Annotated in this window: 10 protein-coding genes; 9 read left to right on the top strand and 1 reads right to left on the bottom strand. The window is 59.3% G+C overall.

Translation table 11 applies throughout. The annotated features are described in order from the left end of the window. Positions 1–77 precede the first annotated feature (77 nt). The gene (locus tag ACP15N_RS10285) at positions 78–1,178 is read left to right on the top strand and encodes a zinc ABC transporter substrate-binding protein (protein WP_425092176.1); all 1,101 of its coding nucleotides are present in this window, start codon (positions 78–80) and stop codon (positions 1,176–1,178) included. Between the two features lie 67 nt (positions 1,179–1,245). Here ACP15N_RS10285 and ACP15N_RS10280 read toward each other — a convergent pair whose 3' ends face one another. Continuing rightward, the gene (locus ACP15N_RS10280) at positions 1,246–2,079 is read right to left on the bottom strand and encodes an AraC family transcriptional regulator (RefSeq protein ID WP_425092175.1); all 834 of its coding nucleotides are present in this window, start codon (positions 2,077–2,079) and stop codon (positions 1,246–1,248) included. Positions 2,080–2,237: 158 nt separating this feature from the next. Here ACP15N_RS10280 and ACP15N_RS10275 point away from each other — a divergent pair, with 158 nt between their 5' ends. The 8 genes from ACP15N_RS10275 to ACP15N_RS10240 all read left to right on the top strand — a co-directional run bounded on the left by ACP15N_RS10275 (position 2,238) and on the right by ACP15N_RS10240 (position 13,391). Beyond that, positions 2,238–3,071: a phytanoyl-CoA dioxygenase family protein gene (locus ACP15N_RS10275; RefSeq protein ID WP_425092174.1), complete on the top strand. Its 834-nt coding sequence runs from the start codon at positions 2,238–2,240 to the stop codon at positions 3,069–3,071. Positions 3,072–3,090: 19 nt separating this feature from the next. After that, positions 3,091–3,771 (top strand): MBL fold metallo-hydrolase, encoded by a 681-nt coding sequence (locus ACP15N_RS10270; RefSeq protein WP_425092173.1) that lies wholly within the window; start codon positions 3,091–3,093, stop codon positions 3,769–3,771. Between the two features lie 81 nt (positions 3,772–3,852). Next, complete coding sequence (locus tag ACP15N_RS10265) at positions 3,853–5,592, top strand: ABC transporter substrate-binding protein (RefSeq protein WP_425092172.1); 1,740 nt, start codon at positions 3,853–3,855, stop codon at positions 5,590–5,592. A 106-nt stretch (positions 5,593–5,698) separates the two neighbouring features. Beyond that, a complete protein-coding gene (locus ACP15N_RS10260) occupies positions 5,699–6,466 on the top strand; it encodes a phytanoyl-CoA dioxygenase family protein (RefSeq protein WP_425092171.1) in 768 nt (255 codons plus the stop codon). Between the two features lie 66 nt (positions 6,467–6,532). After that, on the top strand, positions 6,533–7,540 hold the full coding sequence (locus tag ACP15N_RS10255) for an ABC transporter permease (protein ID WP_425092170.1): 1,008 nt from the start codon (positions 6,533–6,535) through the stop codon (positions 7,538–7,540). Positions 7,541–7,544: 4 nt separating this feature from the next. Beyond that, positions 7,545–8,495 (top strand): ABC transporter permease, encoded by a 951-nt coding sequence (locus tag ACP15N_RS10250; protein WP_425092169.1) that lies wholly within the window; start codon positions 7,545–7,547, stop codon positions 8,493–8,495. 12 nt (positions 8,496–8,507) lie between these two features. Further along, positions 8,508–10,244 (top strand): ABC transporter ATP-binding protein, encoded by a 1,737-nt coding sequence (locus tag ACP15N_RS10245; protein ID WP_425092168.1) that lies wholly within the window; start codon positions 8,508–8,510, stop codon positions 10,242–10,244. A gap of 12 nt (positions 10,245–10,256) precedes the next feature. Continuing rightward, positions 10,257–13,391: an alpha-mannosidase gene (locus ACP15N_RS10240; RefSeq protein WP_425092167.1), complete on the top strand. Its 3,135-nt coding sequence runs from the start codon at positions 10,257–10,259 to the stop codon at positions 13,389–13,391. Positions 13,392–13,394 lie beyond the last annotated feature (3 nt).

Raw genomic sequence — 13,394 nt, 5'->3', positions numbered from 1 at the left:
ACCTCGCGCCTCTCTTGTCATGTTATTTCATATCATCTATACCGCTCGTATTGTTATAAGATCACACCGAGGTTTCGATGTCCAGAATGCTCCTTCCCTTGTCGCTTGCCACCTCTCTGTTGGGAGGGACGGCACTTGCCGAGGCCCCTAGAGTTGCTGTCGACATTGCGCCGGTTCATTCGCTCGTGGCGCGGGTGATGGTCGGTATCGGGTCGCCTGATTTGGTAATACCCGCAGGGGCGTCGCCGCATCAGTATAACTTGCGACCTTCGGAGGCGGCCACGCTTCAGGAGGCGGACGTTGTCTTCTGGCTGGGAGAGGACCTGACACCTTGGCTCGAAGACGCCGTGGAAACACTGGCCGACGGCGCATCTGTGACTGCGCTACTTGAAGCGGATGGGACGATCCTGCACGATTTCCGCGAAAGTGTCTTGTTTGAAGCCCATGATCACGGTGATGGCGCGCACGGACACGAAGATCATGACCATGACCACGAAGAAGCCAAGGCAGACGCACACGATCACGATCATGATCATGACCACAAAGAAGCCAAAGCCGATGCTCACGATCATGATCATGATCACGCCCATGACGAGGCGAAGGCCGACGCGCATGACCATGACGAGCACGGCCATGAAGACCATGCGCATGACAGCCACGACCATGGAGAGCACGATCCCCACGCGTGGCTGTCCACGCGCAATGCCGCGACATGGCTCAATGTGATTGCAGCCCAGTTGTCTGCTGCGGACCCGGATAATGCGGGGACGTACTTCGCGAATGCGGCAGAGGCCCGTGCCGAGATGGAGGCGCTCTCTGAGGAAGTGAGCGGTATTCTGGAGCCCGCACGCAGCGGTAACTTCGTGGCCTTCCACGATGCCTACCAATATTTTGAAGTCGACTTCGGCGTTCCGGCTTCTGGCGCGATCTCGCTTGGCGATGCGAGCGACCCGAGTCCAGCGAGGATTGCCGAGATCCAGGAACGCGTGCGATCGGAAGGGATCGGATGCGTCCTTGCAGAGCCTCAATACAACCCGGGACTCGTTGCGACTGTGTTGGACGGGACGGACGCAAACACGGCCGTGATCGACCCTCTGGGTGTCAATCTTCAGCTTGGTCCGGACCTGTACCCGCAATTGATCCGCAACATGGCGACGACTTTAGCCGAGTGCTTTTGAGCGTAGCTGAGGGACAGATCGCTTCTGCCGCGACCGAAACCTCGATATCCTGCCCGAGCGCTTGATCTCAAACTGTGCCGGTCTTGCTATGCCTGCGCCGGTAGTGGTGGGGTGTGGTTCCATACTGGTGGCGAAAAAGACGGTGAAAATAGCTCAGGTTTTCAAAGCCGCAATACGCAGCCAGATCCGCCAACGGCTTGTCTGTTCCTGCCAGCAACATGGCAGCATGCTGGACCCTGATCCGGTTTACGTATTGTGTCGGGCTTAGTCCCAAGTACCGCCGGGCCTGCCTGCAGACGTGCTCATGGCTGCGCCCGGCCTCTGCCAGGAAGCCGTTCGCGCCTTGCCGAAAGACCCTGGGGTCGCGCGCCGCGCGACATGCTGCAAGAAGCCAGGCGGGGGCGCGATCGTCCGTGATGTCCCCCGCATCTAGCACGTGCGTGATCACTGACAGCAGGAAGTTCTCTATCCTCGCGAGACTTCGGTGGGAGGTTTGCAGCATTTGCAACGAGTTCACTGCGCGTTCCAGTTGCGGGCCGTGGAGTCGCAGGGCAGTTGGCAAGGATCCGTTTTGCCAGAAGAACCTTCCTTTGAGTTCCTCGTGGTATCGCTCCACAAGATGGGTAGATGTTTCCTGTCGGAACATCACGTTCAGTATGCGGGCCCCGGTGCCGGGTACACCTTGCAACGCGTGTGTATCCGAAGGCCTCAGAAAAACCAGATGCCCGCGACCGAGCAGTTCTTCGACGCCGTTGATCCAATGGTGCACCTGGCCCTGGTCGACAAGCATCAGTTCATAGAAATCGTGATTGTGCTCAAAAAGTGGGAGCGTTTCCGCAAGGTCCTTGCGCACAAAATGAAACGCTTCGGCATGGCCGATATACGTGTCAATTCTGAACATCTTCTGCGGGCGTCTCATATGTTTCAGTGTCTTCGCAGGTGCGGCATCCGAGAGTGAAGATCAAAATAGTACATCTTTTTGTCAAGCGCGGGTCTGCGAAAACGACAGTGTCCGTCGTATCCTTGCCCGACGCGATGTTGCGGGGAGGGCAACAAAGCATGGAAGACACGATCGACCTCGACCTGAGTTTTCGCCCGGTCGCGCCTGCTTCTGCCCGTTGCCTGACGCCTGCGCAGGTCGCGCAGTACAACCGGCATGGGTTCGTTCAACCATTCACCGTCTACGAAGCGGATGAAATTGCTGACCTGCGGCGCTATTTCGACAAACTGATGTCCGACCTCGGTGATGAGGGGGCCTATGGGATCAACTGCTACCAGGCGCGGATGGCAGGCATTTGGGACATCGCGACCGAGCCTCGTATTCTCGACCTTGTGCAGGACTTGGTCGGGGACAACATCATCTGCTGGGCCAGCGCAATCCTGTCGAAACGCGCCCATGACCCCAAACAGGTGCCCTGGCACCAAGATGCGTCCTTCTGGAAATTAAGTCCGGCCCGCACGGTCACGGTCTGGCTGGCCATCGATGACGCCGATGAGGAGAACGCGGCAATGAGGTTCATTCCGGGCACACACGACAAGGGTGCTATGCAAACTTCTGCCATGGGGGCTGACTCAGTTTTCCACAAGGGTATTGCAGATGCGGAAAGCCATGGGGCACCGTTCACCAACACGTTGAAGGCGGGTCAGGTTTCGCTCCACGCAGATATGCTGGTTCATGGCTCCAGGGCCAACCTGTCGGACCGACGGCGCTGCGGACTCACGCTCAGGTATTGCCCGCCGGAAGTTCAAATCACAGATGCCAGCTGGGCAAAGGGCGTGGAGGCGATTGTTGCGCGCGGACGCGACCTGCATGGGTACTGGCGCCATCACCCGCGCCCGGCAAACGACGACATCCTGCAAACGACAAGCCCGCACGTCGTGGGCAATAACTGATCAACCGGGGGCACAAGGTTTGAAGATCACCTGGTTTGGGCACGCGGCATTCAAATTGACCGATGACACGGGGTTTTCCGTAATCACCGATCCCTACACGCCCGAAGGTGTAGGCTATGCGCCGATCACGGATACCGCGGATGTCGTGGTGATCTCTTCCGATGATGATAGTGCCCATTGCCGTGCGGATCTGATCCCGGGCAAGCCAACCGTGATCAACGCGCTGACGGTGGCGCAGAACAGCGGGGCTGCTGAAGCTGGTGGCTTGGGGGTGCGCGCTATCGAAGCTGCCGAGTGGGACCATCACCCCGAACACGAGGTTCCCGGCCAAAACGGGATGTACCGGTTTGAACTCGGGGGCATCAAGATCGCGCATATGGGGGATGTCGGAAATCCGCTGACCGATGCTCAGATCGACTTTTTCGAGGATGTTGACGTGCTGTTGGCTTTGGCCGGGGGCTATCTGACGATCGAACTTCCGGATCTACTGAAGATGATCCACCGTGTGCGCCCGAGGATTGTCATTCCGATGCATTTTCGAACGCTGACTTACAAACCAAGAAACACGATGTGGATTGAGAGTTTTCTGAGCCATTTCAGAGACGATGAAATCGATTTCGCATGCGATCATACCGTAGAGATCGCACCTTCTGACTTGCCGGCGGATACGCGGGTTTATGTTCTCGACTACCTGAGATGACTTCATCCGCCAGACAGGCGGAGGACGTTGCGCAACCCGTGGGACGCCACGGCACTTAAAAAGACCCTAGGGAGGAAAGAGATGAGAGTGAACAGGATGCTGCCGCTGGCAACATCGGCCGTGGTGGTCGCCATGGCCAGCATGGCCGGGGCGCAGGATATCGCGCGCGCGGATACCGTGATCTTCGACCTCGACCGGACGATCCAGGATCCCGAGAACTTCAACTGGATGACAGATGGTACCGGCATTCGCCGGATGCATGGCGCGCATCAGACCATGTGGGAGCCTTTGTTCATTCTGAACTATGGGACCGGTGACCTTGACCCATGGCTTGCCACGGGGTTTGAGGCAAATGCAGAGTCCACCCAGTTCACGATCACGCTGCGTGAAGGCGTGACATGGTCGGACGGCGAGCCCTTCAATGCAGATGATGTGGTCTTTTCGACCGAAATGGCGCTGGCCAACGAGGAGCTGACCGCTCGTGAGGTGGCAACCCTGCGCGCACAGGTGGCTAGCGTCGAAAAAATTGACGATCTGACGGTGCGTTTCACCTTGAACGGGCCCAACCCACGCTTTGTCGTCGAGAACTTCGGCGTACGGATCTTTGGCTCTTTCCTGATCATGCCGGAGCATATCTGGAGCCAGGCGGAAAACCCGGCGACCTTCACTTTCAACCCGCCTGTCGGGACCGGGCCCTACACGTTCACGAGCGCAGCGTCGAACCGTGCCATCTGGGACCGCAACGATGACTGGTGGGGCGCGCAAACCGGATTTCAGGACCTCCCAGAGCCCCTGCGCGTGGTGTTTCTGGAGTCCGGCGGGGAGGAAAGCCGCGCCCAGTTGATGGCCACCAACCAAATTGATGCAGCGCAAAGTGTTTCTGTTGGAACGTTCGAGGCGATCGGTTTCCAGAACGATGCTGTAATCGCCTGGTACGACGATTATCCATTTGCAGCGGCCGATCCCTGCGCGCGACAGCTTGAGATCAACACAACGCTTGCTCCGTGGGACAGCGCAGAGATGCGCCAGGCGATCAACCTGATCATAGATCGGTCCCAGATCGTGAACATTGCTGTCGAAGGCGCCACAACCGCTTCGCAGACAATGTTCGTGGAGTACGGCTCGATGGCGCCTTTCATCGATGCGGTTGTGGAGGCGGGGCTTGGCCTGTCCCCATCCGCGGATGTTGCGGCGGGTCAGGCATTGATTGAAGCTCAGGGCTGGACGCGTAACGGCGACTACTACGAAAAAGACGGCGAAACGCTTGCGGTTGCCATCCATGTGAACTCGGCCTCGGTCGAATACACGCGCACGATCGACGTCATCGTCGAACAGCTCCAGCGCGCAGGCATCGACGCGCGGTCCGTTCCGGTCGAGAATTCGGTGTTTTGGGGCGAGGTTCTGCCCTTTGGCAATTATGAAATGACCTATAGCTGGCTGTCCTGCGGGTCGGTGAACGAGCCCTGGACCTCCATGGGGCGCTATACCGTCGCCGACGTCGTACCGGTGGGCGAACGCTCACCGGGGTTCAACAACACGGCACGTTGGAACGGTGCGGCCGCGGAGGCGTATTCGGCAATCGTTGATCAGATGGAAGGCATGCCGCTTGGTGATCCGGCCATCCCGGGCATGGTCGCCGAAGCCTATGGTCACCTTGCCGAAGGCATGCCGTTCATCCCGCTGGTCCAATCGGCAAAGTTGATCCCCTTCAACACCACCTACTGGACCGGCTGGCCGTCAAACGAAAACTACTACAACCATCCGTTTCACTGGTGGAACACAACGCATCAGATGATTCACAATCTGACGAAAGCGGAGTGACCGCTGCACTTCACGGTTGCCGGTCCGCGCCTCGACGCGCTGGTCCGGGGGCCCCCAGACGGGGCGTATTCCCTCGCCCCGCCTCATTCAAATAAGGTTCAGGCAGATGTCTGGCATCAAGGAATTCTTTTCGGAGAATGGCTACTACCGCGCGAAAGGCGTGTTCACCGCCGAAGAAGTGGCGGCACTTCAGAACGATTTCGACGCGATCGTCTCGCAGCTCTGCGCAAGCGGAGAGGTGGTCGATGCCACATGGGATGGTGGCCAAACCGATAAAATCGCGCGCAAGGGTGATGTGGTCTTGCATACCCACAATGTGCAGAAATACTCGCGTACATGGTTGAACGCGTTCCTGAACCCCCGCTTTCTTGACGTGGTGGAAGCGATCCTCGGGCCAGACATCATCCTTCATCACTCCAAGCTCTTTCAGAAGCCATCGGAGAACGGCTCACCTTTTCCGATGCATCAGGACTGGCCATATTTTCCGACGCTCCGGGACAGCATGATCGCAGGCATCATTCATGTCAGCGATGCCAGCGACGAGATGGGGTGCCTGAGGGTCTATCCGGGCTCACACCGCCTTGGTCGCGTGGAAGGCGCGGACGGGCGACGTCAGAACGATGTGATCGACCAGTATCCGATCGAGGCGGCCATGCCCGTCGAATGCAAGGCCGGTGACGTGGTCTTCTTTCACTACTTCACTCTGCACGGCTCCATGCCGAACCGATCCGACCGCACGCGCAAGACCGTTTTGTGCCAACTCTATAACGGCCATGATCAGGTTGAGCCGGACAACCAGCATCCGGATGAACGGATGGTGTTGCGCGGTTGGAACCATACCATCTCTCGCCAGGCGGCGGGGCAGGCGGCCTGACCGTCCGAGCTTTCTAGGGACGTTCCGTCAAGAGGACGCCTGGATCACATTTTGGGAGGACATTGCATGGGACGTATCCCTGCCAGCTACCTCATGAACCGGCTCAGTACGCTGGTTCTGACGGTTCTGATCGCAGCAACGCTCATCTGGATCATTCCGCGGCTGTCTGGCCTTGATCCGGCCTCGGCTGCCCTTGGTCGCATGGCAGCGGGTGGTGGATCGGTCGCCAACGCCGAAGAGATATTGGCGCAACTGCGCGCGACCTTCGGCCTCGATCAACCGCTGATCCTGCAATACCTGCTCTATATCAAGAACACGCTGACCTTCGATTTCGGCCTGTCCACGGCCAGTTTCCCGACGCCGGTTGCCACAATGATCGGCAATGCGCTCCCGTGGACCCTTGGGCTGATGATGATCTCGCTCGTTATCACCTTTTTCATCGGCAATCTGCTTGGCGCGCTGATGGTTTGGGAACAAACGCCGCGGCTTTGGAAAGCGCTGATCCCGGCAGCGATGGTCTTCACCTCGATCCCGCCGATCCTGTCAGGTCTCTTGTTGATGTATATCTTTTCGACCCAGTTGCGCTGGTTCCCGTTGAGTGGACCCTACGGGTTGAGTGTGGAGCCGGGGTGGACGTTGGAATTCGTCAGTTCCGTTCTCTACCATGGGTTCCTGCCCGCGATGTCGATCGTGGTGGTGACTTTCGGTTTCTGGGCATTGGGTATGCGCGGACTGATGATCACCGTGCAGGGCGAAGACTACACGACACTGGCCAAGGCCAAGGGTCTGCGCCCGCGCTATATTCTGTACCGCTACATGATCCGCAATGCCATCCTGCCGCAGATTACCGCGTTTGCGCTGAAGATCGGCCTCCTCGTGGCCGGACAAGTGCTGGTGGAGCGCATCTTCGCGTACCCCGGCATGGGCAAGCTGCTATACGATGCGATCCTGACGCAGGATTACCCCGTCATTCAGGGCGTGTCGTTCGTCATCATCCTGATGACAGCGCTTGCAGTTTTTCTGGTCGATCTGATCTATCCCTTCATTGACCCCCGCATCCGGCACGGAGGGTAGGCGCATGTCCGACCAAAACGCAGCTGCACCCGAAACTGCCGCTCCGGATGCCTCGGGCCTGACGAAGCGCCAGATCAAGCGCATGAAGCGCTTCGATAACCCGTGGCGCAATCCCAAGCTGATCTGGGGTGCGGGGCTTCTGCTCGGCATCGTTGCCCTTGGTATTCTCGGGCGCATCTTCTGGGATACCGATATGGTGTTCACCGGCTCCGGCATGCCTCGGCAGGCCCCGGCGGGGATCGAGAACATGCGCGGGCAGGTGGGGTCCTGGGCACATCCGCTTGGCACGGATGTGACCGGCAAGGACATTCTCGCCCTGCTCATCGTGGGGGCACCGAATTCGCTTTTTGTTGGCGTACTGGCATCGCTGATCGGCATGTCCATCGGGATCTTCCTCGGCTTCTCAGCGGGGTTCATCGGTGGCCGTGTCGATGATGTAATCCGCGTCAGTTCGGACGTGATGATAACGATCCCGCCGCTGCTGATCCTTGTCGTGTTTCAAGCTGCTTACGGCGACATCTCCCTGACGATCATGGCAGTTCTCATCGCCTGCTTCGTCTGGCAGTCTCCGACGCGGCTGATCCGCGCGCAGGTGCTGTCGATGCGGGAATCGGGTTACGTGCAGATGGCGCGCCTGTCTGGTGCGTCCACCGGACATATCATGTTCCGAGAGATGCTTCCGAACCTCGTGCCGTACCTTTTCGGGTCGTTCATTGCCAATGTGACGACCTCCATCGTCACGGCCGTGGGGCTGGAAGTATTGGGTCTGGGGCCGCAACGCGTGCCGACGCTGGGCCGGGTAATCTACGATGCGATCAATTCCGGCGCGCTGATCCAGAACCTGTGGTGGTGGTGGGGCATCCCGACGGTCCTTCTTGCGGTGATGTTCATCGGGTTGCTGTTGATCAACCTGGGGCTCGACGAGGTGTCAAACCCCCGGCTGAGGCGCTTGTAAGGAGCCGCCGGTATGACCATTCTCGATTTCAAGAACGTGTCCATCGACTTTCCGACCTCCGAAGGCGTGGTCCATGCGGTGACCGATATCTCCTTGTCGGTCCCGCAGGGACACCGCATCGGGTTCATTGGCGAATCCGGCTCCGGCAAGACCACGACGGCGCTCGCCGCGATGCGGATGCTGGCAAAACCCGGTTTCGTCTCGCAGGGGGAAATTCACCTGAACTCGCTTGGGCAAACCGACATTCTTAATCTCACGGACGAGGAAATGCGCCGCGTACGGTTGCGCAAGATAAGTTATATCCCGCAAGGCGCCATGAATTCCCTCAACCCGGTGATGCGGATTGAAAACCAGATCTGGGACGGGATTGTCGCCCATGAAGGTGCGGTCACGGATGTGGAGCTCAAGCGGCGCTCGGATGTCGCGCTCAGGGGTGTGGGGCTGGATCCCGAGGTGGTCGGTCCGCTCTACCCGCACGAGTTGTCCGGCGGGATGAAGCAGCGCGTCTGCATCGCCATCGGCGTTTGCCTTGCGCCCGACCTTATCATCGCCGATGAGCCTACTTCGGCGCTTGACGTCATCACCCAGCGCCACGTGATGCAAACCTTGCGCGATGTGCAGGCAAAGATCGGCGCGGGCCTGATCCTCATCGGGCACGACATGGGATTGATGGCGCAATCGGTCGACACCATCGCGGTGCTGAAAAAGGGCGAATTGGTGGAGTTCGGTCCGGTCCGGCAGATCATCGAAACACCTCAACACCCGTATACGCGGGAACTGATCTCCTCCGTGCCGCTGGTCGGCGGCGATAGCTTCCTCGATCCGGCCCCGGCCAAACCCGCCGCCGGATTCGTGACCGAAGATGGCACGCCGCTTCTGGAGTTGCGCAATGTGACTAAGCAGTACGGCACGGTGACGGCGTTGCACCCGATGAGTTTCACCCTCGATGGTGAAGTGCCCAAGATCATTTCCATCGTCGGGCAATCGGGATCGGGCAAGTCTACGATGGGAAGCCTGATGCTGGGGTTCAACGAGCCCACCGAAGGCGAGGTTCTGTTCAAGGGACGCGATATCAATCGGCAATCGTCGGACGACGCGCTGGCCTTCCGCAAGGAAGTGCAAGCCGTGTTCCAGGACCCCTATGCGTGCTTCAACCCGTTCTACAGGGTCAATCATACCCTCAAGTTCCCGTTTGAGAGGTTTGGCCTTTCAAGGGACGCGACCCATACAGCCGAAGCGATGGAAGAGGCCTGCCGTGCAGTGGGGCTCGCCCCGGAAACCGTTCTGGGCCGCTATCCGCATCAGTTGTCAGGCGGGCAGCGTCAACGCCTGATCGTTGCACGTGCACTGATGCTCAGCCCGAAACTGCTGATTGCGGACGAACCAGTCTCGATGGTGGATGCGTCCCTGCGCGCGACGATCCTAAAGAACATCCACGATCTCAAGGACCGTCACGGCATTTCGATCATTTACATCACGCACGATCTGGCCACCGCTTACCACGTTTCGGACTACGTCATGGTTCTCTACAAGGGCCACGTTGTGGAGGCCGGTCCCCCGCGTGACGTGATCGGCGATCCGCAGCACGCTTACACGCGGCTTTTGATCTCTTCGATCCCGTGGCCCGATCTTGATCGCGACTGGGGGTCGTCCGACGACGCGCGCGCGGCACTCGACGATCTGTCAAAACTCGACGGCCAGCAGGAAACGATCTTGCGTGGCACGATCCCGGGCTTCGTGCTCGCGTAACGAAAGAACGGTATGTCCCACCGCCAGCGGCTGACGGCCGAGAAGATTGCCCAACGTCTGCGGCTGATTGAGCCCTACGTCGCGAGGGCACGTCGTCCGATAGAGCGCTTTGCGCTGGAAACGCTGCCTGATGCGTCCGCGATGCCGGACGTGTCGGTTATTGCCGCGCACAGCCATGGACAACGGCTGGACTGGAACAGTTACTGGGGCGGGCAGAACCTGCATTTTGTTCTGCGTTCCAGCTTTGTCTCACCGAAGGGGTGGCACAATCCGGCGCTTCACCTTCCGCTGGGTGTGGCGGGTGATATCTTCACCCACCCCGAGGCTCTGGTTTACATCGACGGGGCACCATATGCGTCTGCCGACCGGTATCACCAAACCATCGATCTGCCCAAATCCGACGGCCTGCCGCACGAGTTGATGCTGCATGGCTGGACAGGTCTTACGGGCTGGCCGCCGGACCCCGCAGACCGGTCTCGGCTCTTTATGCGGGACTGTTTTGTGATCGATATCGACCGGGCTCTACAGGACTTTGTCACGCTGGCCGAAACCGCGCTCGATCTGTCGACGGAAATGAACGACAACCGGCCCGAAAAACACGCGATCCTGAATGCGCTCGATGCGGCGTTTCTGGTTCTGGATACGCGCGATCCCATGGACAGTGCCTTCCGCGCGTCGGTTGCGCCAGCCACGGAAAGACTGCGCGACGGGCTCGCAAAAGCCGGACCTCCTTTGGATATCAAGCTGCATGCCGCAGGTCATGCGCACATGGACATCGCCTATCTTTGGCCAATGTCCCAGATCCGGCAGAAGAATGCCCGCACCTACTCGAATGTGCTGCGCTTGATGGACAAGCATGGCAGCTTTCGTTTTTCGCATTCCCAGCCACAACTCTATGCGTGGACCGAGATCGATTACCCGGAGATTTTTGAAGCTATCAAGACCCGTGTTGCAGAGGGCAGGTGGGAAATCCTTGGAGGGATGTGGATTGAACCAGACGCCAACATGCCCGGTGCCGAAGCGCTTGTGCGGCAGATATTGTTGGCGCGAACCTACTGTCACGGCACGTTCGGTCCAGACATGGAATGTCCCGTGCTATGGCTTCCTGATACCTTCGGGTTTCCGGGGTGCTTGCCGCAGTTGATGAAACAGGCGGGTCTGCGCTGGTTTGTGACCAACAAGGTGAACTGGAACCAGTACAACCAGATGCCCGCCTCCACCACCTGGTGGGAGGGGATAGACGGCTCCCGTGTTCTGGCCCAGTTCCTGACCACCCCGCGCACGGTTCAGCACCTGCCGTTCCCAACAAATTACAAGTCGGATCTTACGGCGGCAGAGGTCGTTGGCACATGGACCCGCAACAAGATGAAAGATCGGGTCCATGAGCTTCTGATCGCGTTCGGCTACGGTGACGGGGGCGGTGGGCCGACAGACGACCTCATTCGCAAGGCCAAAGTCTACGAAGCGCTCCCCGGTGCGCCTCAGCTGAAGCAATCGACCGTGCGGGCATTCTTCGAAAGTCTGGAGGCAACGAATCCGAACCTGCCCACATGGCTTGGAGAGTTCTATCTAGAAGGCCATCGGGGTGTGCTGACAGGCAATGGCTGGATCAAGCGCGCCAACCGCAAGGCCGAGGTTCTTTTGCACGATACCGAGCTGGCAATGTCGCTCGCCATGCTTGCAGGACAAACGCCCCAGGACCTGACAGAAGCTTGGCAGAAGCTCTGCACGCTTCAGTTTCACGACATCCTGACAGGTACGTCGGTCCCGGTCGTTTTCGAGGACGCCAAGCGCGACTTCGCAGAAATCTCGACCGTGGGCGAAGCGGCCCTCGAACGCGCGGCACAAGCCCTACTGCCGGAAGGGGCCGCCTTCCTTGTGCTGGATGGCAGTCCGTTGCAAAGACCACGGCACGCGCTTCTTCCCCCCGGTTCCGGACCGGTTGCCGAGAATGGCGTGACGCTTGTGCAGCAACACGTAGAGAACGGGCTTCTGGTCGAACTGCCCGAGGCAACTCCTCTGACCGCGCGGGTGCTTGATGCCGCGGCGGCTGAGGCGCCACAGGCCACGGGCGCTAACGCCATCGCGCTGGAAGATGGGGGCGCGCTTCTGGAAAACGATTTCCTGCGTGTAGCGATCGGCGATCATGGCATGCTCACCTCAATCTGGGACAAACGCGCATCGCGCGAAGTGCTCAAACACGGTACAGTTGGGAACAAGCTGGAACTGTTCGAGGACCGCCCCATCAGTTGGGACGCCTGGGATATTGATATCTTCTTCGAGGATCGTGGCGAGATTATCACGGCACTCAACAGCTTCGCGGTGACGGAAAACGGCCCGCTCCGCGCAACCGTGGAAGTGACCCGCGTCTTTCGCCGCTCACGGCTGACTCAACGCATCAGCCTGTGCCGGCATTCCGCGCGGATCGACTTCGACACGGAAGTCGATTGGCACGAAACCCATTTGCTGCTGAAAGCAGCTTTTCCGGTATCGGTCCGCGCCACACGGGCGGAGTTTGACATTCAGTGGGGCCAGATCGACCGGCCAACGCACCGGAATACAAGTTGGGATGCTGCCCAGTTCGAGGTGCCCGCGCACAAGTGGGCTGACCTGAGCGACGGTGACTACGGCGTGGCGCTGCTCAATGACTGCAAATACGGCTACGACGTGCGCGACGATGTCCTGCGACTTTCGCTTATCAAATCTGCCACGATGCCGGACAACACCGCCGACCAGGGTCATCACCGCTTTACATACGCGCTCTTGCCGCATGTGGGCGATACGCGCATCGACGTGCGCCGCGAGGCGTATGCGCTCAACGTCCCGCCCAGGGTTTTTTCCGGGCCCGGCACCGGCGTGGCGCGTCAGGACGCGCTTGTGCACTGCAACAGCCCGCGTGTGGTGATTGAAACTGTCAAACCAGCAGAGAACCGCGACGGTGTTATCGTTCGGCTGTACGAGGCGCATAACACACGCGGCGATGTCAGATTGTCAGTGCACCCTTCGGTTGTCGCGGTTGAGCGGTGCGGCCTTCTGGAAGACCGCGCCGAGGCGCTGGTCATGGCCGACAATGCGGTTACGCTGACGGTCTCTAACTACGAAATCGTGACGCTTCGCCTGCGTTTCTCGTCAGCGGCAAACCCCTAGCAG

Origin of the sequence: Tropicimonas sp. S265A (assembly GCF_049800835.1) — a bacterium.
Lineage (GTDB): Bacteria > Pseudomonadota > Alphaproteobacteria > Rhodobacterales > Rhodobacteraceae > Dinoroseobacter.
This window is presented reverse-complemented; position numbering and strand designations above follow the sequence as displayed.